General features: G+C 33.9%; 21 protein-coding genes. 7 read left to right on the top strand and 14 right to left on the bottom strand.

The window, feature by feature from the left end; genetic code table 11:
- Positions 1-141 precede the first annotated feature (141 nt).
- Together tsaE and A6M55_RS02395 are read left to right on the top strand one after the other, a co-directional pair.
- Positions 142-552: a tRNA (adenosine(37)-N6)-threonylcarbamoyltransferase complex ATPase subunit type 1 TsaE gene (gene tsaE, locus A6M55_RS02400; RefSeq protein WP_015029711.1), complete on the top strand. Its 411-nt coding sequence runs from the start codon at positions 142-144 to the stop codon at positions 550-552.
- Positions 553-611: 59 nt separating this feature from the next.
- The gene (locus A6M55_RS02395; protein ID WP_015029710.1) at positions 612-1,829 is read left to right on the top strand and encodes an alanine dehydrogenase; all 1,218 of its coding nucleotides are present in this window, start codon (positions 612-614) and stop codon (positions 1,827-1,829) included.
- Positions 1,830-2,035: 206 nt separating this feature from the next.
- Here A6M55_RS02395 and A6M55_RS02390 read toward each other — a convergent pair whose 3' ends face one another.
- Positions 2,036-3,235: a hypothetical protein gene (locus A6M55_RS02390; protein ID WP_064196322.1), complete on the bottom strand. Its 1,200-nt coding sequence runs from the start codon at positions 3,233-3,235 to the stop codon at positions 2,036-2,038.
- 200 nt (positions 3,236-3,435) lie between these two features.
- On the opposite strand from A6M55_RS02390, the gene A6M55_RS02385 reads away from it, so the two are divergent.
- Positions 3,436-3,840, top strand: coding sequence for a hypothetical protein (locus A6M55_RS02385; protein ID WP_015029708.1), 405 nt, complete (start codon positions 3,436-3,438; stop codon positions 3,838-3,840).
- A 58-nt stretch (positions 3,841-3,898) separates the two neighbouring features.
- Here the strand turns inward: A6M55_RS02385 and A6M55_RS02380 are convergent, their stop codons facing one another.
- From A6M55_RS02380 to A6M55_RS02360, 5 genes are all read right to left on the bottom strand, one after another.
- Complete coding sequence (locus A6M55_RS02380; protein ID WP_064196321.1) at positions 3,899-5,503, bottom strand: amidohydrolase; 1,605 nt, start codon at positions 5,501-5,503, stop codon at positions 3,899-3,901.
- A 73-nt stretch (positions 5,504-5,576) separates the two neighbouring features.
- Entirely contained in the window at positions 5,577-6,719 is a 1,143-nt protein-coding gene (locus tag A6M55_RS02375) for an amidohydrolase family protein (RefSeq protein ID WP_064196320.1), read from the bottom strand.
- Between the two features lie 240 nt (positions 6,720-6,959).
- Positions 6,960-7,436 carry a 2-C-methyl-D-erythritol 2,4-cyclodiphosphate synthase gene (gene ispF / locus A6M55_RS02370; protein ID WP_064196319.1) on the bottom strand — a complete coding sequence of 159 codons (477 nt, stop codon included), beginning with the start codon at positions 7,434-7,436 and terminating at the stop codon, positions 6,960-6,962.
- Positions 7,437-7,475: 39 nt separating this feature from the next.
- A complete protein-coding gene (locus A6M55_RS02365) occupies positions 7,476-8,108 on the bottom strand; it encodes a hypothetical protein (protein WP_015029704.1) in 633 nt (210 codons plus the stop codon).
- Positions 8,109-8,122: 14 nt separating this feature from the next.
- A complete protein-coding gene (locus tag A6M55_RS02360; RefSeq protein ID WP_015029703.1) occupies positions 8,123-8,725 on the bottom strand; it encodes an RNA polymerase sigma factor in 603 nt (200 codons plus the stop codon).
- A gap of 1,079 nt (positions 8,726-9,804) precedes the next feature.
- Between A6M55_RS02360 and A6M55_RS02350 the strand changes: the two genes are divergently transcribed.
- The 3 genes from A6M55_RS02350 to A6M55_RS02340 all read left to right on the top strand — a co-directional run bounded on the left by A6M55_RS02350 (position 9,805) and on the right by A6M55_RS02340 (position 15,048).
- Positions 9,805-10,920, top strand: coding sequence for a hypothetical protein (locus A6M55_RS02350; RefSeq protein WP_015029702.1), 1,116 nt, complete (start codon positions 9,805-9,807; stop codon positions 10,918-10,920).
- Positions 10,921-10,950: 30 nt separating this feature from the next.
- Entirely contained in the window at positions 10,951-13,716 is a 2,766-nt protein-coding gene (locus A6M55_RS02345) for a CHAT domain-containing protein (RefSeq protein ID WP_015029701.1), read from the top strand.
- A gap of 93 nt (positions 13,717-13,809) precedes the next feature.
- A complete protein-coding gene (locus tag A6M55_RS02340) occupies positions 13,810-15,048 on the top strand; it encodes a pitrilysin family protein (protein WP_064196318.1) in 1,239 nt (412 codons plus the stop codon).
- Between the two features lie 67 nt (positions 15,049-15,115).
- Here A6M55_RS02340 and A6M55_RS02335 read toward each other — a convergent pair whose 3' ends face one another.
- The 8 genes from A6M55_RS02335 to A6M55_RS02300 form a co-directional block, all read right to left on the bottom strand.
- Positions 15,116-16,372, bottom strand: coding sequence for a nucleoside permease (locus A6M55_RS02335; RefSeq protein WP_064196317.1), 1,257 nt, complete (start codon positions 16,370-16,372; stop codon positions 15,116-15,118).
- A gap of 224 nt (positions 16,373-16,596) precedes the next feature.
- Positions 16,597-17,442: a transglutaminase family protein gene (locus tag A6M55_RS02330; protein ID WP_064196316.1), complete on the bottom strand. Its 846-nt coding sequence runs from the start codon at positions 17,440-17,442 to the stop codon at positions 16,597-16,599.
- 83 nt (positions 17,443-17,525) lie between these two features.
- The gene (locus A6M55_RS02325; protein WP_015029697.1) at positions 17,526-18,257 is read right to left on the bottom strand and encodes a peptidase; all 732 of its coding nucleotides are present in this window, start codon (positions 18,255-18,257) and stop codon (positions 17,526-17,528) included.
- Between the two features lie 82 nt (positions 18,258-18,339).
- Positions 18,340-19,302 carry an alpha-E domain-containing protein gene (locus A6M55_RS02320; protein ID WP_015029696.1) on the bottom strand — a complete coding sequence of 321 codons (963 nt, stop codon included), beginning with the start codon at positions 19,300-19,302 and terminating at the stop codon, positions 18,340-18,342.
- Between the two features lie 123 nt (positions 19,303-19,425).
- Complete coding sequence (locus A6M55_RS02315) at positions 19,426-20,070, bottom strand: response regulator transcription factor (RefSeq protein WP_015029695.1); 645 nt, start codon at positions 20,068-20,070, stop codon at positions 19,426-19,428.
- A gap of 3 nt (positions 20,071-20,073) precedes the next feature.
- Positions 20,074-20,775, bottom strand: a complete 702-nt coding sequence (locus A6M55_RS02310) for a sensor histidine kinase (protein ID WP_229235464.1) — start codon at positions 20,773-20,775, stop codon at positions 20,074-20,076.
- A gap of 91 nt (positions 20,776-20,866) precedes the next feature.
- Positions 20,867-21,523, bottom strand: coding sequence for a hypothetical protein (locus A6M55_RS02305; RefSeq protein WP_015029693.1), 657 nt, complete (start codon positions 21,521-21,523; stop codon positions 20,867-20,869).
- A gap of 15 nt (positions 21,524-21,538) precedes the next feature.
- Entirely contained in the window at positions 21,539-22,018 is a 480-nt protein-coding gene (locus A6M55_RS02300; RefSeq protein ID WP_015029692.1) for a hypothetical protein, read from the bottom strand.
- A gap of 319 nt (positions 22,019-22,337) precedes the next feature.
- Here A6M55_RS02300 and A6M55_RS02295 point away from each other — a divergent pair, with 319 nt between their 5' ends.
- Positions 22,338-23,984: a hypothetical protein gene (locus tag A6M55_RS02295; protein ID WP_064196314.1), complete on the top strand. Its 1,647-nt coding sequence runs from the start codon at positions 22,338-22,340 to the stop codon at positions 23,982-23,984.
- Positions 23,985-24,059 lie beyond the last annotated feature (75 nt).

The following is a 24,059-nucleotide window of genomic DNA, read 5'->3' as shown; positions in this document are numbered from 1 at the left end:
TCTCGAAAAATCAACAGATTTCTACATATATTGCCTAAGAAAATTTGATTTTTCTATAAAAACGAATTTTCTAAAATCAGATTGAAATAATTTTAAGTATTTATACGATTTTTGCAAGATAATTCAAACAAAGCGGGCAAAATGATTTATAAAATTGAAGATTTATCGTCGATAGCAGCACAAGTAATTGCTGCCGCTAAAGATTATAGAATTTGGATTTTTGAAGGCGAAATGGGAGCAGGAAAAACCACTCTAATCAGAGAAGTTTGTAAAGCTCTTGGTGTAGAAGGTCATATTCAAAGCCCTACTTTTTCAATCGTAAATGAGTATCAAACCAATGATAGTGAAACCATTTTTCATTTCGATTTTTACAGACTCAAAAACGAAACCGAGGCACTTGATTTTGGTGTGGAAGAATACTTCGATTCTGGCAATATTTGCTTACTCGAATGGGCAGAAAAAGTAGAATCACTACTTCCAGAAAAATGTTTCAATATAAAAATTACCCTAACCGATTCATCGGCTAGAAATCTTGAGTTTTCCACCACTTAGTTGTATAATTATTTTACAAAAGACTGACAAATTTTGGGCGTAAATTTTAAATAAACAGCATGACAGGACAATCTATTTCGGAATTAGCACGGCAATCTACACTCTATCCACAAGAGTCACCGGCTATTGTCAAACAAAGTGATAAAAACCTTTTTATTGGTTTACCGAAAGAAATTTCACTCCAAGAAAACCGTATTGCTCTCACACCTGATGCCGTTGCACTTTTAGTTCGCAATGGTCATGAAATATTGGTTGAAAAAGGAGCTGGTGAAGGAGCAAAATTTTCAGATACTGAATACAGCGAAGCTGGTGCTCGTATTGTTTACAGCCCAGAAGAAGTTTATGAAGCCAATTTGATTGTAAAAATAGAACCTTTAATGGATTCTGAAATGGATTATCTAAAGCCCGGACAGACCATTATTTCTACATTAAAAGTACCAAATCTTAGCCGAAATTACTTTGAACGCCTCAATGAAAAACGTATCACAGGTATTGGCTTCGAACTTATCCAAGATAAAGTCGGCAACTTCCCTATTATCAGAACTATGAGTGAAATTGCAGGAAGTACTGTAATGCTCATTGCCGCCGAATATTTAAGCAGTGCCCATGATGGAAGAGGAATGATTTTAGGAGGAATTACGGGAGTACCTCCAACTAAAATTGTCATTATTGGTGCGGGAACTGTGGGCGAATATGCCGCTCGTGCCGCCCTTGGACTTGGGGCTGAGATTAAAGTTTTCGACCAGCATATTTATCGACTTCAACGTTTAAAATATTCAGTTGGGCAGCATATCTATACAGCCATCATTGATTCTGATACCTTAACCGATGCCCTCATTAGAGCTGATGTAGTGATTGGTGCAATGAGGTCTGATGATGGTGTAGCACCAATGATTGTAACCGAAGAAATGGTATCAAGGATGAAACCTAATTCTATCATCATTGATGTGTCGATTGACCAAGGTGGGTGTTTTGAAACTTCAGAAATGACCACCCATGGCCAACCTACTTTCCAAAAATATGGTATCACCCATTATTGTGTACCCAATATTGCTTCAAGAGTAGCTCATACTGCTAGTATTGCTTTGAGTAATGTCTTTACGCCTTTTTTGTTAAAAGCAGGAAATGTTGGAGGAATTGAAGAAATGATTTTTGCCAAGCAATGGTTTACCAAGGGAGTATATTGCTTCAATGGTAGCCTTACTAATCTTCCACTTGCCCAAAGATTTAATTTAAGATACAAAGACCTTAGCCTTTTGATTGCCGCAAGAATGTAAAATGAGACATCTCGAATTATTAAAATTTATCAACAGGATTTGGCACTTTGACGTAAGTTTTAACTGACGGAATCAAGCAAAAACAAAACAAGTTTGACTTTAGTCAAATAATATATTTAGACTAAAGTCAAACTTCTCTAAATACAAAGTAATCTTCAATAAAAATGGCGTTTTTGCCTAAACGACAACCATAGGTGAAGTTACTTTCAAAATTCAGAACGATTGATGTCTACAGTTTCTGAATCTTCATTTTTAACCTGCATCAGCCCAAACATCATAACCAATGCAGTTAGAATAATTACTTGAATAATCAATGATTTATTGGCTAAACTAATATTTTGCCCCAGTGGAATTGATAAAAACAGTAGAATAGTTATCAAACCTCTAGGTGCAATAAAGATAATAGGCTTTAAAGGAATTTTCATCGCATAGAGTTGTAATCCTCTAAGGAAATAAATACCCAATACTATTCCGATGGCCCAAATGATGGTATCCGTATTTAAAATTTCTAAAGTTTCAATCAAAAAACCAAATAATAGAAAGAATAATGCTCTAATCAAAAATGCGATTTCGGTGGTTAATTCTCCAAACTTATGTACTTCTTTATCTAAAATATCAGGTTTTAGTCTTTCAATGAGTTTAAAACTTTTCAACTCATCGAGATTACCCAAAAATAAACCAAAAAGTAAAATAAAAATCAAAGCAGGCAAGTGATATACCTTCGAAATACTGTAAATCAAAACCACCAGTAAGATGATAGGTACGTATTTTACGTGATGTTTAATTCGCCCCAGCAAATAGGCTAAACCTAAAGTAGCAACAAACGAGATAACAATAATCAGCAATAATTCCAATAAAAAATGGCCTACTGATTCAGAGCCAATATTATCGTTTAAAGTAATAAAATTAAAGAAAATTACACCATAAATATCCGAAAGACTACTTTCATAAGTGATAAACTCACGTTTTTCAACCGATAAATTTCTCGCACTCGGAATCGCAATCGCACTACTGATGATACCTAGTGGAATTGCATTTGCTAAAGCAATTTTAAAAGAACTTTCTCCAAAATATTGAAAACAAGCTGCCAATGCAAAACTAAAAATAAGCATTGGTACTAAGGCAATCACCGAAGACTTACCTATCATTGGAAATTTCGAACGATTCAATTCTAACTCTAATGAACCTTCTAATACGATTAAAATCAAGCCAACAGTACCTAAAACAGGTAAAATAACGTTGAGATTAGGTACTTTTAGCTCAAAAAAATCGGTACTCTGACGCACCAACCAACCTAATATTAACAAAAGAATGACAGAAGGAACTTTTGTTTTGGCCGATGTAATATCAAAAATATAAGCTAAAAGTAATAGAATACAAAGGGTGATAATGATTGTAGTTGTCATAGATTCATGGTAGTTTGTGTAATAAATAGTGCTAAAAAAAAGAAGCTATGAATAATTATAACGAATAGCTTAGCCTAAAAATTACTTTTTAAATTTTTTGTGTGAAGTTCGATATTGAATTTATTCAGTCAAAAATTGGTTTGTTTTTCAATACGCATAGTTTCATTAATTTTGTACAAAAATTAAATTTTCTTAGAAATATGACTTCTCATTCAAACGAAAATACCATATTAGATGATGTAAACTCTCCCGAACTCGATAGGAAGATTATGGGTGAAATTGCATCGGATTTTATTAAAGTTGCCGACCATCTAAAAGAAGCTTCTTATCAAATTCGTAAGCGTGGTTTTTCAGATTATCCTATTTTTGTCGTGAACCGTACGATGGTTGAGGTTGGACAAATGCTATTCACACGACTTGATTTCGATACTCAATTCGATTACAAAGCATCATTTTTAGATGAATTTGTGCAACGAAAACTAATTGGAGAAGAATCAATTGAGTTATTCAAAGAAAACTACAAAAATGCCGATGAATATTGCTGCCTATTTGTAATTGAAGCAGAATTTGCGGGATTTGTTTTTGTTCCTTTTCCAGAAGATTAATATTAAACAAATTGCAGTCTTCTATCCAATGAAGACTGCAATTTGAATCAAATCATATTTACTCTTTTACCGTAGGATATTTAATGCCTAATTGTTCTAAATACGTTTTGTATTTAGTTGGGTCATAATAATACTTGCTCATTTCAGGGCGAAACTTCTCCATAATTTCTTTGTTGAGCTTAATAGCTGGCTTATCATCTTTCGAGATTAATGGCGTATATTTAATCTCTTTTGTCTGCTCTTTATTGTAGTAATCCCAAGCGTTTTTGATAATTTCTGGCTTAAATAGCATATCTAAGATTGTCAACGCTTCAGCCTTTGCTCCTGCAGTACAACCTTTATGTGCAATTGGAGTAGCCATTGTGATGGCATTTGCCCAATGGTGGCCCGGCATTCCTGGCATATTTGATGGATAACGTAAAACCACAGTAGGCAAAGACCAAGAAATATCCGCAATATCATCAGAACCACCTTGACGTACAATATTTGGTGAATATACGGGCTCACTCATCGTATCAAGTTTAGTTGCTAATCCTTCAATTTTGGGAGCTTTCAATTCTTTTTGGGCAGCTTTTGCCAACTTTTGGTCATCCTCCGACCATTGTGGTAAACCAACTCGCTTTATGTTTTGATACATTGTTTCGGCAATAGGCTTATTGAAGTGGCCTGGCCAAGCACTACCTAAAATTTCATAAGTAAACTTTGTATCGGTCATCATAGCTGCACCTTCAGCTATCTTTATACCACTATCAAATAATTTTTTGATTCTTGGGTAAGTGCGGTCACGGAAATAATACCAAACAGTAGCTTTCGATGGAACAACGTTTGGTTGGTCGCCACCATCAGAAATTACATAATGCGAACGTTGTGTTGTTTCCAAGTGTTCACGCTTGAAATTCCAACCAATATCCATTAATTCAACGGCATCTAAGGCACTTCTTCCACGCCAAGGAGCACCCGCTGCGTGGGCAGCTTCACCTTCAAAATGAAATTTTACCGAAACGAGTCCATTATTTCCTGCATCACCCCATGAAACACCTAGATTATCACCCACGTGGGTAAAAATACAAGCATCTACATCTTTGAAATAACCTTCACGAACAAAGATAGCCTTTGCACCTACTTGCTCTTCGGCTACTCCTGGCCATAGCATTAATGTACCCGAAATCTTTTCACGCTCCATTAATTCTTTCAATGCTAATGCAGCAGTAATATTGAGAGCTTGACCCGAATTATGCCCTTCACCATGGCCGGGAGCACCTTCTACGATTGGGTCTTTGTAAGCAACTCCAGGTTTCTGTGAAGCCTTCGGTATACAGTCTATATCACTACCAATGGCGATTACAGGCTTACCAGAACCCCATTTAGCAATCCAAGCGGTTGGCATTCCGGCTACACCTCTTTCAACCGTAAAACCATTTTTTTCGAGTAAATTAGTTAGATACTTTGATGTTTCGTATTCTTGAAAGCCCAATTCACCGAAACTAAAAATCATATCGTTTACTTCTTGCGTAAACTTTTGTCGGTCGTCAATTTTCTTAATGACCTCCTGTTTTAAAAGTTCAAGTTTGTCGGTCGGAGCAGTGGCTGCTTTCTTTTTCTGAGCGAAACTCATACTACTTGCCAATAGCCCCACAATGATGAAGAGGTAAGTTTTTTTCATGTTAATTTTAGTTTAGGTAATAATAAAAAAATAAGGAAGATTTCGCTTCGAGCGAAGTCTTCCTTTAAAGGTTTTACTTAGGAAATTGAGATTTATCTAAGCCCGGAATAATTTTTAGGGCATTTTTATAATAAACTTTCTTTAAAACCTCATCTGAAAGCCCCATGCCATACATTCTCCAGTATGCATGGTATTTTTTATGATAAGGAAAATACTCATCTTCACTTTCTAAAACTCTAAAGTAGGTTTGGTATTCATCAGGAACCCAAGAATCTTTTCCGAAAAGAATTCTATCTTGGCGTTTTTCAAAGAATTTCTTGGCCATTCTTGGTTGGCGACCCAATTCGGCAATAACCGCACCGATTTCTGCATACATATTCGGGAATGCATCCATCAGGCTATCAAGTTTAGCTAAATTATTTGGATACCAACCCATGTGTGCATTAATAAAGGTAGTTTTTGGGTGCTTTCTGAAAACATTGTGCTGCTGCTCAATCAACTGCTCCCATGAAAAATCCTTTCCTTGACTCGCATCACGCTTGCGTCCTGGGTGAGTTTTTAATTCTAACCAACGCTCGTTTTGAGCATTGAGTGGGTCCCAAAAAGAGGCTGGGTCGGCGGTGTGAATCAATACAGGTATTCCTAATTCACCAGCTTTTGCCCAAATAGGGTCAATACGAGGGTCATCAACTGGTACTAATTTACCATTATCTTTCACGCTAAAACCAAGGCTTTTATAAATTTTTAGGCCTTTTGCTCCACGAAGTTTCACATCTTCTTCGAGTGTTTTTACCGCTTTGGCTGTCCAATCAGGTTCATTAATTTTTGAGAAATCAATATTTGTAAACACAGCAAAACGCGTAGGATAATTGGTCTTAACGGCATTTATCATTTCAACTAAACCCGCTGTACTTTTAGTTTCATCTTGATTAAAACCTCTTCCACTCAAGTTTACCATTAAGCCCATATTCATTTTATCCATCTCCACAATAAGCTTTTGGAGATTCTCTTTACTACTCATTTCCCACTGATGATTATGGACATCAATAAAAGGAAATTTAGCTCTAGTAATAGGCTTTCCTGGTACAACAAGTGTAGATTTCGGTTCGTATTCTTCAAAAGTAACCGTTCCAGCATTATCACCAATTTTGATTTGCTGAGCTTGTAAATAGCTGATAGTCAGTAACAAGCCAAAAGTAAAAGCAAGTTTTTTCATTAAATAATGGTGGTTTTAAAATGTCCAGTCATAGTTATGGATAAACTTTTGCCCCTAACTAAGTCTTTGATGTGTCTAGAAATGTTTTATGCAATTTAAAGAAAAACAGCTAAAATCATATAGTAGCCTTGAGGTTTTCGACAATCTGCTTAAAATTGGCGATGTAATCATAAAAAAGGAAGGCTTCGCTTAAAGCGAAGCCTTCCTTAAAAACAACATAAAAATATCAAACCTGTATTATCATTTATATATCAAAGCAATAGCATGGGCATCTAGACCTTCTTTATGGCCTACAAATCCCATCTCTTCAGTAGTTGTGGCTTTTATTGAAATACAGTTTTCTGGCAAACCTGTTACTTCTGAAATCGCCTTAATCATTTCTGGAATATACTTTCCGATTTTAGGTTCTTGTAAACAAACGGTAGAATCTATATTCCCGATTTTATAACCTTCTTTTGCCAACATTTCAACTACAATTTTCAATAAAACCTTGCTATCTATACCTTTCCAACGAGGGTCAGTATTTTTGAAATGTTTACCAATATCGCCCATTGCTGCTGCCCCTAAAAGTGCATCGCACATTGCGTGGAGCAAAACATCGGCATCCGAATGACCAACTGAACCAACTGTATGAGGAATTTTCACGCCACCAATGCATAAATCATAACCTTCTGCCAATTGGTGTACGTCATAGCCTTGTCCTATTCTAATATTCATAAAATTTTAAATTCATTTTTGGCAAAAGTAGGCATTTTTTCAATGCTTAGCCCAAAATATCTGCCATTTTACTTTGGTCTTTTCCCAAAACGAATACGGACATTCATCTCCTTCACACTTTATTTCTCCAAAAACCTTTTCGGCTTTATCAGGTTCATCCGTTTGAAGATAAGCTATGACCAACATCCACTTAGAATTACGCTGATAATTCGAGCTAACTTCCGAATTATACGCCAATGGTTCTAAAAGTTTGATAGCCTCTTTAGGATTTGTTCCTTTATTAATTAGTGCTTGTGCATGCTCAAAATCATTTGCTCGCGATTGAGTTATTGGGCTAACAGAAGTAGATTCGCCACGATAGCTAAATTCATGTGAGGTAAGTACCAAAGGCGAAGATAACATGAATAATAAAATACTCGCTGCAGCAGCAAAGCTACCGAGTGTCAGCATTATTCCTCTACCCTTTGAAGGGGCCTTAATCTCTTTACGAACAGCATTTATATTCGAGCGGATTCGGCTTCGAATTAAGATTTCACGCAAAAGTTGAGTTTCGGATACCTGTCTTTGAAGCTGTGAATCAGATTTTATCTTTTCCTCAAAGCTAACTTTATCGATTTCCGACATCACACCTATCACGTAATCCTCTATTTGCTCTTGTAAAAGGTCAGTCATGAATTTATTTTAGATTAGAAGTTCAAATTTATCATTTCCATTATTTTCTTTAAGCATTTGCTCTTGGTATTTCGAACTGTTTGGTCATTTTCAAAAATACCTTCATTTATTAATTTTTGTGAAATTTCTTGCATAGATAAACCATCAACCAAACGCATATCTAATATTAATCTACAATTTTTACCCGCTTTATTAACTAAATCTATGTAATACGACCAATTTTCTTTTTCAATCAGTGTTTCGCTTACATCTTCGTCAAGTTCATCCCAATCCAACATATATTTAGTTTGACGTTCATCGCGTGAAGCTTCTGATGAAATATATCGAAACCATAGGTTTTTACAAATACTTTTTAAATATGTTTCTAATGAAGCGTCTTTTATATTGTAGGATTCTTTTTTTACATTGATTACAAAAGCTTCGATTGCCTCCCATATAATATCTTCTGGTTGTTTGGCATAATCTCGGCCAGAGCTACGATGAGTAATAAAGCGTTCTAATGAAATATGGAATTTTTTATACAGGGCAATTAATGCATCATGTTCTTGGCGTCCTCCTGCAAGGATACCCTCCACAATTGCTTGGTCACTCCATTGTTTTGAAAAACTAAAATTCATCTTCTTTTATTTAATATCAACGAGTCTGTTAAATGTAACCTCACTTAGATATTTTTTTTAAAAGGTTTAATCTAAAACTTGCCCGGAAAGTGTGAATTTATCATTTGAATATCATTCAAATAACTATTTTATTACTCAATTTACAAAGCTACTCATTTTTTAACATTTTTAACCTAAAAAATGCATTAACAAAAGTCGAGCCGTAGAACTTCATAAACAATTTTCCTACGCAAAAACTTTTTATTTTTTATTAGACGGTATATTTTTCAACAATACTCAGTCATTGATAGTCAGACACTTAAAGAAAGTTTGAACAATTTTCAAAAAAATATTAAAAAAAATCAATTACGAAGGTTACATCCAAGTATATGACTGATATTAATGAGTATGAAAACTAATTATAATAAAATTTCCTAAAAATCTATAAAAGAGTATAGGATGCTGATTAAAACTTTAAAGCCATGAAAACTTCATCCTAAAATACTTGGAGTATAAGTTCATTAATTTATTGCTTTAGGTCTATTGAATTGTGAAAAACAAATTTTCACACCTTATTGAATTAACCATAACAGAACAACAACTTTTGTTATACTAGACTCCACACAACTTCACCTTATTCAAATAGGTTCTCTGAAACCTAGAAGAGTTCCTTCAGAAAAATCTTTCTGCAGGATACTTGAAGACTCAAGCAAAACATTAACGATTGGCCTAAATAAATTCATTTTAGGCTAATCCTCAGTCTAATAAGCACAACTAAACATTAAATAAAAATAAACAATTGTTCATCAACTGAAATAAAATCATTTCAGTTGATGGCTTTGTCTTTACAGTATTTGCGTATCTAATGTTAAATTTATTGTAAAATATTTGCTGTATGTTAAGTATCAATTAAAACTTAATCATTCATAGTTTAATAAAACTTAGTGTCACAAAAAAACTTTTTTAATTTTGTGTCTTGTTTTAAATCATTTGAATAAATAATACGATGCTTTTGACAAAATTATGACTAAATTCGTCCAAAATAATTTCAAAGGAAAAAAAAGTTCAAATTCAGTCATTCTACCAAAGCAAAAATTAAAATGAGAAAGATTTTATCGGCCATAATACTGCTGTTAGTCTTAACTTGCCAAGTGTATGGCCAAGCTATTACACTATTCCCTGGCGAGGCAGGAAATCTTAAGCTATCTGTTTTGACAAATGGACAGATTAGGAATTTCTCAAATCCACAAGTTGGCATGATGGTTTTTGACAAAACCTACGGTGTAGTAAGAGTTTATAATGGAAGTTCTTGGATTTGTCTTACCTGTACAAATCAGGCTTTCGCTTTTAATGATGTGAAGATAGCCAATTTAAAATCATTCACGCTCAAAAGTGAAGCTAACAATACATATACGGCCAACGCAATAAGAGATTTCAAGGCTTCTGATAATGCCATCGGTGACGTGACTACTTCTTTAACTGGACTCACACCAAATGCTATCGTATTGGATAGCCAAGAAGTAATTGCCTTTGAGCAACCACTTCCACAAACAATGCAAAACTTATCTTCACAAGATTTATTAAACCTAATTACACAGTCACAGTGGACAAGTTCTTATGTTTATAATCAACCAATAGATGTTGCTGTAAGGTCGGATGATGCCAATTTGATATATTATGTCAGAGAAGCCGGAAGTTTTGAACGCAAAGAAGGTAGTATCATGGGTATGAAAGCTTATAGATTTACTAATAAAATTTTCATTGAAAAATACAATCCATTTAGTATTATTTTCGATAGGGTCATCAAAAATAATACATCAGTAAATTTACGGGTAGGTTTGGGTATTGGTAACCTTGAAGAGTATAATATCATTAGCACATCAGAGGCGTTCATTATAAATAATGGTATGCTATCATTCTCAAAAGCGACTGATAAACCAGCAAATAATTATGGTATTATTTATTTCCTCCCGAAATCAGTCAATTTACCTTCATATAGATTACGTGTTTTCACACATCGGCCGAGTACGAGTACAATAAATACCTTTTTCGATGCCAATGGAATGATAAAAAATAAATCAAACTATTTGAATAACTATTATGGTGATGTTTTAACCACCAACACACCTTTCATATTGTATTTACCAACTGGCACTAAACTACGTTCAATTGCAGAAATACGTGTCCCACCACCAACTGCTGGAACAGAAGAGTAACACTGATTTACAGTCCTTTTTGATTTAACCATGATAAACAAACCCTTACTCGTTTTACTATTGACTGTGATAATTGGGCTAAACGCTTCTGCACAGGATGAGCCCATTATTGCTCGAATCAATAGTATGCGAGATGATGTCTATACCAAACTACAAAACCAACAGATTTCATTAGATAAAGCTCGTTTGATTTATAAAAATCAAGAAAAAAGACTTTTTAACGATAAAAAATATCCGTATTATATTCAATGTTTTTTGTTTGAAGCGGTAGATTTTTATGTTACAAAAGATGATTATGAAAATGCGGCTAAAAGCGTATTAGAAGGGATGAGTAACCTGAAATATATTTCAGGGGTTAGTCGCGACACTTTATTTTTTCAACTTAATGCCGAGTTGGCAGAATACTACAGAAGAATACCCAACAAGCTCAATTTAGCCGAAAAACATTTCAAAATTGGTTATGATTTCCTTCTAAAAAAGAAATGGATAGAAAACCAAATGCCCGCTTTTGTTATCACATTTCTGAGTAACTATGGTCGATTAGTCGATGACTTAGGAGACTCCGAGCAAGCATTTAACTACTTTCAACAAGCTAAACAAATTGGCCAACAAAAGCACATTACACTTAATATGTATGCGGTGTTGAGTAATATGGCTAAATATTATCGTGAAAAGAAAGATTACGCAAATGCTCTAAAGCTACTACAAGAAGCCCTTCCACTAACTGAAAGTGACGATAAGACATCGGCCATTTATTTAGCCATAGCTCGGTGTTATCAACAAATGAAAAAACCCAGTGATGCTCTTAAAGCCCTTAATGATTCAGAAGTATATTATCGAAAATCAAAGGAAACTCAACCACGACAATGGGTAAATATTCTAACCCAAAGAGCAGAAGCATTGCTCTCAATGAATAATGTTGAATCGGCCGAAAAAAAATATCAACAAGCCCTAGAGATATTTATTAAGAATTTCAAACACCAAAAAGGTGTTCAAGTCGCACGAATTGAAAATGGTTTGAGTGAAGTCTATAAGCAAAAAGGTCTTACTGGAGAAGCACTCATCCACTGCGAAAAAGCCCTCAAAGCCGCAGATACTACTCACCAAAAATCAACTTTTTCTTTCGAGCGAATCATTGCTCCGCAAGAATATTTTGTAGCTCTCACGCAAAAAGCGGATTTACTTGCCACCACCTCACCGAAACTTTCGGCTGAAACTTATTTACAAACCATTTCTTTTATTTCAAGACTCCGTCAGACTTTTGATATGCCCGAATCAAAGCTATTTTATAGCGAAAAGGTATACCCTGTTTACGAAAAAGCCCTTGAAAATATTTATCAACTTTGGATAAAAACACAAGATACGAGGTGGTCAAATGCTTTTTTTGATGTCATTGAAGCAAGTAAAGCGGCTACCTTAGGTGATGTTGTGAAAGAGAATTCTATCCGTCCTAAAAACCTTGATACAAATCTACTAGCAGAGGAAGCAAGATTAAGACAAAAAATAGTCAAACTACAAGTAAAACTTCTTGATTCTGGTAATGAAAAAACTTTAGCGGATTTATCAGATGCTAAAATCAAACTCAATCATTTGATTAATAAAATTGAATCCTCTTCAAAAGAATACTACCAACTTAAGTATGAAAACAAAAAAATAAGTGTTCAGGACGTTCAAAAAAAACTAGGGAATAATACAGCGTTTATCAGTTATTTCCTTGGCGACCATGCACTTTATTATATTGCCTTAAATAATAAAAGCTTTCAGTTGATTAAAGCAAACAATGTTCAAAACATCAAAAAAACGCTCGCACTAACCTATCAGAATATTAATACTCCACCCGGTATTGATGCTTACAAAGGCCATTTCATGGCTCAAAGGGCTCACCAATATTTGATAAAACCTATTGAAAAAACGCTAAAAGACGTCCATAAAATAATTGTCTCTCGTCATGAGATAATTGGCTACTTACCGTTTGAGGTATTAGAGCCGAAAGCAAAAGCCGATTATTTAGTCTATAAATATACTTTTTCCTATGCCAATTCTGCTTCACTTCACTTTGATTCATTTCTTTCAAAGCAAAATGCAGAAATCATTGCCTATGCTCCTTTCAGTAATGGAGCAGAAGCAGGACGTTTCCGTGACCAAGGCTTTAAAGCATTACCTGCTTCAGCCAATGAGATTACGGGCATAAACGGTCAGATTCTACAGGATAAGCAAGCAACTAAAATAAATTTTCAAGAAAGTTATCAAGATAAAGGTATCATCCATTTCGCTACGCATGCTCAAGTAGATGACCAAGACCCATCCAAATCATTTATTGCCCTTTTTCCTGATGGCAAAGATTTTCGTCTCTATACACCAGAACTTTATAATCTTTCTTTACATAAAACTCAATTGGTAGTATTAAGTGCTTGTGAAACAGGTAAGGGAAAAATTCGAAAAGGTGAAGGAATTATTAGTTTAGCAAGAGCTTTTCAATTTGCAGGCTGCCCATCTGTTATTACAACTATTTGGAATGCACACGATGAAAGTATGTCTTTGCTCTCTCAGCATTTTTATTATTATCTTCAAAAAGGCCTTGCCACAGATGAAGCAATCAGATATTCAAAAATAGACCTGATTCGTACTTACTCAGACCACCCTTTCTATTGGTCAAACTTTATACTCATTGGTCAATCAAACCCAATTGATTTACCATCAAATCTAAATCTTTATCTTATACTAAGTATTGGAGCAATTCTTGTGATTCTTGCATGGAGCCTTCGTCAAAGAATAATTCGTTTTTTTCTAAAGTAAATTATTCAGAAACCTTACATTTGTAATTCTTGTTATAAATTGATGATTCTCCTTAATTTGAGGAAGAACAGCTTAGAAAACAGTGAATTAGAAATGATAAATTACGAGCATTTTAACTTAGCGAACGGATTAGAAGTATATGTTCACGAAGACCATACAACGCCAATGGCGGCATTTAATATTTTATATAATGTTGGGTCACGTGATGAGGACGAAAAAAAAACAGGGTTTGCTCACTTATTTGAGCATTTAATGTTTGGTGGTTCGAAAAATATTCCATCTTACGACGAGCCTCTTCAGAGAGTTGGCGGTGAAAATAACGCCTTTACTTCTCCCGATATTACCAATTATTACATTACCCTTCCTGCCCAGAATATTGAAACTGCTTTTTGGCTTGAATCAGACCGTATGTTGAGTCTTTCGTTCGACCCAAAAGTATTAGAAGTTCAACGAAAAGTTGTGATAGAAGAGTTTAAGCAACGCTATCTCAATCAACCTTATGGTGATGTTTGGCTGAAATTACGCCCACTAGTTTACGAAAAACACCCTTATCGTTGGGCTACGATTGGTAAAGAAATTAGCCACATCGAAGAGGCCACTATGGAAGACGTAAAACACTTCTTCTATAAATATTATCTACCCAATAATGCGGTTTTAGTAGTAGCAGGCGATGTAACTTTACAGCAAGTAAAAGCTCTTTGCCAAAAGTGGTTTGAGCCAATACCTGCAGGAGAAAAATATGTTCGTAATCTTCCACAAGAAGCCCCTCAAATTGCTCCAAAGTTTTTAGAAACTTCGGCAAAAGTACCACTAAATGCTATTTATAAAGCATATAATATGCAAGGACGCTTTGATGAAGGCTTCTACGATACTGACCTCATCAGCGATATTCTTGGACGTGGGAAATCATCAAGATTATACACCAAATTGGTGAAAGATAAACAGCTTTTCAATAATATTTCAAGCTATGTGACCGCTTCGCTCGACCCTGGCTTATTTATGATTCATGGTAATTTGAATGAAGGTGTAAGTTTAGAAGAAGCAGATGCCGCAATTGAAGAAATAGTAGCTGAGCTTAGAGATGAAATTTTACCAGAAAATGAATTGCAAAAAGTTAAGAACCAAGCGGAATCAACGTTGGCATTTGCAGAAGTAGAATTATTAAATCGTGCGATGAATCTTGCATTTGCCGCTAACGCTGGTAACCCTGAATGGTGCAATGATGATGCCCAGAAAATAGCCCAAGTTAGTCCAGAAAGTTTACAAACAATGGCTAAAAAGATTTTACAAAAAGAAAACTGCTCAACAATGTACTACCGAGCAGAAAACTAATACTTCTATGATTTGATTTACGAATGACGTGAAAATTGTATTCGTCATTCGTAAATCATCAATCATTTTAATGTCCTTTCACTTCTACACCTTCTTCATGCTTGTGCTTAAATAAAATGGCAAAAAGAATAGCTACCACCAATGAATAAATAGCAAACGTTAGCCAAATGCCATTCCAAGTTTTAGTGCCGTCAGGCAAAGTGAAGTATTGCTGAATAATATACCCACTAATCAAACTTCCAAAAACAGCACCAAATCCGTTTACCATCATCATAAATAAACCTTGTGCCGAAGCTCTAATTTTAGGGTCAGTATATGTTTCAATAAACAAAGAACCAGAAATATTAAAGAAGTCGAAAGCCATTCCGTAAACAATGCACGAAAGAATAATCATCCAAAGTCCATCACTAGGATTTCCATAAGCAAATAATCCAAAACGCAATACCCAAGCTATCATACTGATAAGCATTACTTGCTTGATTCCAAAACGCTTCAAGAAAAACGGAATAGCCAAGATAAATAAAGTTTCAGAAATCTGAGAAATCGACATAATAATTGCAGGGTACTTCACCGCAATTGAATCTTTGTAGGCATCTAATCCAGCAAAGTCGTGTAGAAAAGTATCGCCATAAGCATTTGTCAACTGCAAAGAAGCTCCCAAAAACATCGCAAAAATGAAGAAAATAGCGATTTTTGAGTCTTTGAAAAGTTTGAATGCATCTAAACCTAATAATTCAGCAAAGGTTTTATTATCAGTAGTGGCAGCCAATGGAGGGCACTTTGGTAATGTAAATGAATAAATTGCCAACACAATCGCCGAAGCTGCCGCTATGTAAAATTGATTTGCCGAAGTTTCATTATGGGTAAGGCTAATCACCCAAAGTGCCACCACAAAACCTACCGTACCCCATACGCGAATTGGAGGAAAATCATTTACTAGGTCAGTAGTGTTATTATTCTTCAGAATTGTATACGCAATCGAATTCGAAAGTGCCAATGTGGGCATGTAGAAAATCACGCAAAGTAAAATTGCCCAAAAGAACTCATTAGGATTATTTACTTGGGGAATATAAATCAAGACTAAAGCCCCTAGCAAATGTAAAATTGCATAAAGCTTTTCAGCATTGATATATTTATCGGCAACAATTCCCGCAAGCGTAGGCATGAACAACGAAGCAATTCCCATTGTTGAAAAAATTGCACCAAACTCAGCTCCTGACCAACCTTTATTTTGAAACCAATAAGCTCCAATTGTAATGAGCCAGCAAGCCCAAATAAAAAATTGGAGAAAATTCATAACAATCAGCCTATTTTTAATGCTCATAACCAGAAGATTAAGGTTTTTAGTAAATGAAATGTAAGTTTAGGTTATATTTTATTAGTTATGTTTACGATGATACTATCTATTAGAGCCTTTCAAGATATTTTACTGGTAAAAGAAAAACTCTTTTGATATAAATAAATCGCACAAACGCTGCGAAAGTAAGCATTTTTTTCTAAAAATCTACGCTTGTATTAGAATTGCCCACTTCAAATCACATTTTTAAATCAAGTAAATTCCTCATAAATGTTCACGTAGGTATTAAGTTTTGAAAGTGCATTACCTCTAAAACTACCTTTTACTGGATTTATTAACTCGGCATCTGCTGAAGCGGCCAATGCAATATAATATCCATCAACCATTTTCCCCTCGGTTGGGTCGAATCCTCTCCATCCTGCCCCTGGTAAATATACTTCTACCCAGGCATGAAGTTCGTGTGCTTGTAATTCATTGCCAAAGCAATAACCACTTACAAAACGTGCAGCTAGCCCAATAGCTCTACAAGTAGCTATCATCAAAACGGCGTAATCTCTACAAGAGCCTTTCCGAGAAATAAGTGTCTTTTCTGGTGGGTTGGCCTCTCCTTGTTCTCTTATTTCATAATTAAAGTTTTCTTGAATATATCTAGCAAGCATCATCAGAAAACTAGTAGTTTCCCAATATGCTTCTGAAGCTATCTGTCGAGAAAATTGATGAATTAGGGTTGTTACACCTTCTTGCTTAAAATATGCTTGTAGCAAGTTTAGTTCTGTCGCTGAATATTTAAATGGAATTTTTTCTGCTTCGAATGGAAAATAGATGAATTGAAATGGATTATATGGTTCGGAGTTAATCTGAAAATTTAATTTAAAGCTCAAACTTTCGGTATTTTGATTAAAAAAGGCCATTGATTGGGTATTACCTTCTGCATCAAAATTATGAAAATAAAGACTCGGTGTTGGCAAAATTTCAAGCGAATAAGCTAATAACTGTTGATTTATTGAGATTCGCGGACTCATATAAACAAGGTGTGGAGTAAGCAATACCGCTGCTGTATAGCTATAATGAAGTGTATGTTCAACCCTTAGAATCATGGTTATTTGATTTATTATATTTTGCTTTAAATACTGATGGCACGATTTTTAAAAATCGTGCCATCAGTAGAATCGAATCCATATTAATCTTCAAGCGATTTAGCGAAAATTGGTTCCATCCAATCGGTTGGTAGTTTTTGTACAGAAGCATTTAATAGGGCATTCCATTGATACGATATTTGCTCTAAATCTGATTTTTCATAGCGTTGCTCCGTAATCTTAAAGCTATCTTTTTCGCATAAAATTACGTCAATCGGAAAATCAACATCATTGGCACTGACACGGGTTGAATCAAAAGCTAAAAAACCTAATTTCAAAACATCTTGAAGAGGAGTATCATATTTCAAATTTCTATATAAAATAGGTTTACCGTAGTTTGGTTGTCCGATAATAATAAATGGAGAACCCTCAGTTACTTCAATCCAATTCCCCTCAGGATAAAGCATATATAATTTATGTTCTTCATCTTTTTCGAGTTGTCCTCCGATAACTGCTGATAAATTAAACGAAAGCCCCGCTTCTCGTAAAGAAGCTTTATCTTCATTTGCCACCCGCTTCACCATTTCTCCAAAAGCGTTTACAGCTTTATAGAGTTTATCGAATTTCGTATCTTGCTCTTCTAAAACTTCTTTGAAATAAGTAATAGCTTTATCACGTACTGAACGTAAGCCAGCAGTCATGATAAATAGTGAATGGTGCTGTGATTGATGTACAAAAACCTTTTTATTGCTTGATACCTCACTTCCTGAAGTGATGCGAGTATCGGCAATAGCCACAATCCCCTTGGCTACTTTAACACCTAGACAAAATGTCATTTTTGAGTATATTTAAACTAAAAAAATTGCACTAAACCAAATACAACTAAAAACATGATAGATTCAAAAATTTAGATTCATATCAAACCTCAACTGGTTTCAAATCAAAATATGTATCGAATATTTTGTTAGCAGCAGTATTGTTTTTTATTTGAAACTCGTCTAAGTATGGGTGTAGGCCTTTCTTTAAGATGTCTCTTACCTCTGTAAACTCAATTTCGTGTCTCAAGCGAGTTAGCTCTTTTTCAGCAGAATTTGAATATCCTGTATTGATATCTCTACCCGAAATTTGGTACAATGATAGCTCTGCCTGACGCATACAATAAGCAACCGAACGAGGAAAACTTTTATCAAGAATCAAGAATTCTACAATATGTGATGGGTTGATAACACGGTGCTGCTGACGATACATATTGAATGCACTCACCGATTTCAGTACGGATGTCCAAATCAATAATTCTTGTGGCGAACCCATCAGTTGGTCATCTGGCAATAAAGTAAAATACCGAACATCTAAAAAGCGAGTAGTTTTATCGGCACGTTCAAGAAGCCGACCTAACCGACCAAAGTGAAAACCTTCATTACGGGTTACGGTAGAATCAATGATTCCAAAGAACAACTGGCAACCCTCCTTAATTTCTTCAAAAAACTGTAATAGTTGCTCAACCTCCCAGTTCTTAGTCGATTGTGTTTCTAAAATCTTTAGATAGAAAGTATTAATGTGTTCCCACATCTCCTTTGTTATGCTTTCACGAATTGTTCGAGCATTTTCACGGGCATTGGCCAAACAACTATAAATCGAATTGGGATTCCGCTTATCAAAAGTCATGTAATCAATTACTGTATCGCGGTCCGCAAAATCGTAATGTTCAAAAAAACCATAGTTATCAGCCGTAGCAATAAGAAGTGGCTCCCACTGAGCAGTCAGAATTCCGGGGGCATCGAGAGTTAAATTAAGGTTTACACTTACAAAACGTGCGTAGTTTTCGGCACGCTCAATGTAACGATTAATCCAATAAATGGAATTGGCGACACGACTCAACATAATTATCTTTGGTTTTTATTGACGAAAACCAAAGATAATAAACGTATTTGAAAAAGCAAGCAAAATATAAATAACGCTTACAGCATTTGAAGAATTAAATAAATATTTAAAATTGAAGCTTATTTAAACCTTTACTAAGCCCAATTTTATTGCTTCCATAACAAGTCCAACACGAGTTTTGGCATTAAGTTTTAAAAATACTTGTTCACGATAGCCATCAACTGTTCGAGGGCTAACACACATTTTATCGGCAATTTCATTATAGGTAAGTTCACTACAAGCCCATTTTATAAATTCAGTTTCACGCTCATTTAAACCTAATTGTTCGATTGGGTCAATAATTTTTTCTGGATTTAGGCCTCTAATTAATTTGTCAGTGACAAATTCAGTATAATAAAATCCTTTTTCCGACAAAGCGTCTAAAGCGGTTTTCAACTCTGAAGGACGGCAACCCTTCAATAAATAACCTCTGGCTCCATTACGTAGCATACCGATAATAGCTTCCTCTTTATCATACATAGAAAGTGCCAATACTTTTACTTCTGGATAATTGTTTTTCAGCCAAAGAGCAGTTTCGTAGCCATCCATTTCTGGCATATTTATATCAAGTAAAACAATATCTGGAATCATTTTTAACTTAAAATGACGAACCAATTCCTTGCCACTTTCAACCTCATAAATAACTTCATAGTTTTCGAGTTTTTGAATCAAACCCGAGATAGCTTTTGCCACTAATTGGTGGTCATCGGCAATGGCTACTTTTATCATAAACTATTTACTTTTTAAGAGATTTGTTGAAGATAAAACATATTTTGTACCTTGATTAATCTGAGAATCAATCTTACAATCAAAATTGATTAAAACTGCCCGGCGTTTTATATTTCTTAAACCTGATCCTGACTGGCTTAATTCATTTTTTAATGCGGTTTCAATATCAAAGCCTTTTCCGTCATCATTTACTGTAAGCACAAAATTATTGGGCGTGTAACTAATACTAATTACGATGGCTTGAGCATTTGAATGTTTCAAGGCATTATTCAAAATCTCTTGCACGATTCGAAAAAGAACAATTTCTCGTTCGTAACCTAAAGTATATTTTTCTCCGTGAATAACCAGTTCTGTTTCGAATTTTCTTGTTTTTTTTATCCTTTGTAATTCATGAGCGATACTTTCTTGAAGACCGAAATCATGAACAAAATCACCATCGAGACTCTTAGACAATGCCCTTAATTCGTGAATTGACAGCTCTATAAGTTCGTTGGTTTGCTTAATATATTCTTCATTTTCGGTATTTTGGGTGGTTTCCTCTAAGACATTGAGGTTTATTTTAGCTACTGAAAGTAACTGTCCGATATTATCGTGTAGTTCTTGTCCAATATATTGTAAAGTTGTATTCTGTACTTCTAGTTGTGAAGTTAATATCTCTTGGTCATATTGGGATTTTAGGGCTGCTTTTTCTTGGCGATTTTGCACTTGCTTTTTCTGAAATAGAAATAAGAAAACAATAATAAATATTGCTAAAATTACGAAAACGCATGAGGTTATTATTGCTAAAAGCTCAAAATCATTCATTTAATTTCATTTTATTAGCTACATAATATGCAAAAGCAAACATTAAATACTGAAAAATAAGAAGCAGATGATTCATTAATTTATATAAAGATTTTGCTAAGTCGGGTGATTTCATTTTGAGTTGATGATAAAAACCAGTGGCAACTATATTACCGGAAAAATATAGAAATATTCCTATGGCAATCAAAAAAAGAGGTTCTTTGGGCAGACTAATTATCTCTTTACTACTCAAAATATCTCTAAAATATAGCATCACTAAAATAATGCATAATATTCCTTCTAAAATAATAACATTATTTGCAGCTGATTTTTTAGAAAGTAAAAACAAAAGTGTATATACAGAAAACGAAAAAATTAATAAAATAGAAAATACGAAATAGTAAAACTTAAAACTTTTCTTACTAATATTCCTATTATAAATATAAACAAATACAGCATACTCAATTGGCTTTAAAGAACTGTAAAAAATCTTAATAAAATTGCCCTTTTCTTTAGGTAGAATATAAATCAAAAAAATATCAGATATTATGGCAATAATTTGAAAAATGACTAATACATTGAGCGAACTGGGATTCATTCTTCTAAAATAAAAAATCCCAATTCCACCACTTAACCAAATTGAGTAGGTAACTAAATCAAATAATGTCATTTTTTAAAAAAATTACTAAATCTCAACTAATAAAGAAAATTTAGGACAATCGGGTTCACATGATTGATGAGAAGTTAAAATGATAACTTCTTGTCCATCATTATTAACAATTGTTGGTAAATTACTATTTTTTTGAGTAGGTTTTGGTTTTCTAAGCTTTTTCAAATTCATAAAAGGTTTATTTACCAAATAGACACTTCCACCCCTAACATCGTCCCAGAAAAAACCATCTTCTGATAATTGAATAAATGTTAAATAATTTACTTTATTTCCATTGTCATTTTCGCCAATATAAACCCTGATACCAATTGAATTTTCAGGTTTGGCCAATTCAGAAATGTCTAGATTTGAAAAATGGTCTTTTATATTATCAAACTGACAAGCAACCGCATAAGCTTGATAAAATAAATCTGTTGGTTTGGTTGGATTTTTATGTTTATGTTTCAAAACATGTGCATGTGCAATTGTGGTTTCTTTTAATTCAAAATTTTTCATCGTAATATGAAGTATTAAGGTAAATCAATAACTTTTCAGAAAACTACAACTTCATATATTCATCTACAAGTCTAAATTTCAAAATAATTCACAAACAATTGTCTATCAACAGATTACACCCAATACTGAGGTTAAATACCCGTATTTATCTCCTTTTAAAACCGTAAAAATCACAAACTGAATACCGTATTCCCCACCTTTTGAATTGATAATTATAAATAGAGATTTGCAGTTGTAGATTCTTCCCTCACTTTACTATAAAAATCATTATAAAATTCCAACTAACAAAATTATTTTACAATATTTAGATTACAGACAAATGAAAAAATTACTTACCCTTATTGTTTTGATATACATAAAGTTTACAACTTATGCCCAAAATCTGCAAGAGGCAAAAATTAAATATAAAGAATCGGAAAATAATGATAGACTGAACCAAGTAGAGGCTATTCCATCACTAAAGAAATTGGAGTTCAATAAGCAAAGAGAACCTGTTGATATTAATTTTGAAAAACTTAAGAATGATACTATATCTCTAAATAAAACCAATACTGTACAAGCACTAAAGAATTTTAATGTACAATTAGAAAGATCAAGGAATGATTCTACAAAAGCAAATAGAGAATTAGATCGATTAATTGAAGAGCGACGTAGATTAGCGAATAAACAATCCGAAAATAAAAAAAAGATTAAAGATTTTCTCGCAAAAATCGATACACTAAACTCCCTGATTAAACAAAAAGATATTGAGATTAATGATAAAAATTCAGAAATCAATAAATTACTTAAAAATATAGTCGAATTGAATAGAGAAATTATCCAAAAAGACTCTATTCTATCAAAAAATATTCTTGAACGAGTTGCAGAGGCTTTCTTAAAAAAGTATAATGAACTAGACAATGAAAGGGTTAAAATAGCAGGTGGATTAAATAAATTTTCTGAAGATTTAAGTATTGACAAGTTGAATACAGAAGAAAATTTTCAAATTTTATCTTATCGTGACTCTCTTTATTTTCGGTATTTCAGAACATACTTAGCCCAAAAAGATAGTTTAGTGAATACAAATATGAAGATAATCACATTAAAAAACCATATTGAAGAATATCTACTTAAGATAAACCCTAAGTTAATTAAGAACGCAACTGATCTTGAGATTATCACATTAAGGCTTAATTCCGAATACGAAAAAGTGCTAAAATGTTTAGAAAAAAACCAGAACGATTACATCCGTTTTGGTGAAAACATCAAAAATACAAACGAAAAGATTACTGAAATGAAGAAAAAATATAGCACAACAAAAGAGGAAAAAGATTTAGCCGCAGTTGTAAATATCAATTCACTTTTAGGACAACGTTCATTGATTCCTTCGACTACAGTTTTAGGGAATAGAAAGTTTCAGTTTATAAATTCTGACTGGTATGGTGAAGTCAAACTCTTTACTGCTGCTATGACTAATCAAAATTTACGTCTTAGTAATCTTTTTATCCCAGAAGCCAGCAATTTGGGTTTTACAATTAATACAACCACATTGCCATCAAAAGATAAAAATACAGGGATATTTTTTAGTTTCAATTATTTAGGAAAAAACCTGTATGGCATCGATTCAACAAAGAATAAAGCCGACACAACCCTATTTAATATGGGTGTCATTCATACCAAAATTGGACTCCAAAGAATCCTTGTTGCCAATGACATACTAAGTATTTACGCCAATCAAAATTATATTCTGCCAATTGACAATATCAAAGTATTTGATAAGTTTTATCGAACAGAAAAAAGCAGTTTACATAGCATCATTAGATATTTTGATGTGGGTATCAAAGCTTTACTTTCTTCTTCAAAAACCTCTGCAAAATTAATGATTGATGTTGGTTTTATAATAAATAATTCAGATACAAAAAGTATTACTGGATCGGTTGATAGAGCTATACCAAATCTAAAAGTAAGTGTTTATACTGCATTTTGATGTTAAAATAAAACTTTGAAAACTGCTATTATAATTTTAAAAAAGCCCCAGACTGGGGCTTTTTATTTCCATTAC

It is taken from the genome of Emticicia sp. MM, assembly GCF_001649495.1.
This window is presented reverse-complemented; position numbering and strand designations above follow the sequence as displayed.

Bases quoted from the DNA above. Each gene is read 5' to 3' on its own strand.
- A6M55_RS02325 (WP_015029697.1), bottom strand. From the start codon at position 18,257: ATGACATTTTGTCTAGGTGTTAAAGTAGCCAAGGGGATTGTGGCTATT.
- A6M55_RS02380 (WP_064196321.1), bottom strand. From the start codon at position 5,503: ATGAAAAAAACTTACCTCTTCATCATTGTGGGGCTATTGGCAAGTAGT.
- A6M55_RS02360 (WP_015029703.1), bottom strand. From the start codon at position 8,725: ATGAATTTTAGTTTTTCAAAACAATGGAGTGACCAAGCAATTGTGGAG.
- A6M55_RS02300 (WP_015029692.1), bottom strand. From the start codon at position 22,018: ATGAAAAATTTTGAATTAAAAGAAACCACAATTGCACATGCACATGTT.
- ispF (WP_064196319.1), bottom strand. From the start codon at position 7,436: ATGAATATTAGAATAGGACAAGGCTATGACGTACACCAATTGGCAGAA.
- tsaE (WP_015029711.1), top strand. From the start codon at position 142: ATGATTTATAAAATTGAAGATTTATCGTCGATAGCAGCACAAGTAATT.
- A6M55_RS02390 (WP_064196322.1), bottom strand. From the start codon at position 3,235: ATGACAACTACAATCATTATCACCCTTTGTATTCTATTACTTTTAGCT.
- A6M55_RS02345 (WP_015029701.1), top strand. From the start codon at position 10,951: ATGATAAACAAACCCTTACTCGTTTTACTATTGACTGTGATAATTGGG.
- A6M55_RS02350 (WP_015029702.1), top strand. From the start codon at position 9,805: ATGAGAAAGATTTTATCGGCCATAATACTGCTGTTAGTCTTAACTTGC.
- A6M55_RS02335 (WP_064196317.1), bottom strand. From the start codon at position 16,372: ATGAGCATTAAAAATAGGCTGATTGTTATGAATTTTCTCCAATTTTTT.
- A6M55_RS02315 (WP_015029695.1), bottom strand. From the start codon at position 20,070: ATGATAAAAGTAGCCATTGCCGATGACCACCAATTAGTGGCAAAAGCT.
- A6M55_RS02375 (WP_064196320.1), bottom strand. From the start codon at position 6,719: ATGAAAAAACTTGCTTTTACTTTTGGCTTGTTACTGACTATCAGCTAT.
- A6M55_RS02385 (WP_015029708.1), top strand. From the start codon at position 3,436: ATGACTTCTCATTCAAACGAAAATACCATATTAGATGATGTAAACTCT.
- A6M55_RS02295 (WP_064196314.1), top strand. From the start codon at position 22,338: ATGAAAAAATTACTTACCCTTATTGTTTTGATATACATAAAGTTTACA.
- A6M55_RS02340 (WP_064196318.1), top strand. From the start codon at position 13,810: ATGATAAATTACGAGCATTTTAACTTAGCGAACGGATTAGAAGTATAT.
- A6M55_RS02365 (WP_015029704.1), bottom strand. From the start codon at position 8,108: ATGACTGACCTTTTACAAGAGCAAATAGAGGATTACGTGATAGGTGTG.
- A6M55_RS02320 (WP_015029696.1), bottom strand. From the start codon at position 19,302: ATGTTGAGTCGTGTCGCCAATTCCATTTATTGGATTAATCGTTACATT.
- A6M55_RS02305 (WP_015029693.1), bottom strand. From the start codon at position 21,523: ATGACATTATTTGATTTAGTTACCTACTCAATTTGGTTAAGTGGTGGA.
- A6M55_RS02330 (WP_064196316.1), bottom strand. From the start codon at position 17,442: ATGATTCTAAGGGTTGAACATACACTTCATTATAGCTATACAGCAGCG.
- A6M55_RS02395 (WP_015029710.1), top strand. From the start codon at position 612: ATGACAGGACAATCTATTTCGGAATTAGCACGGCAATCTACACTCTAT.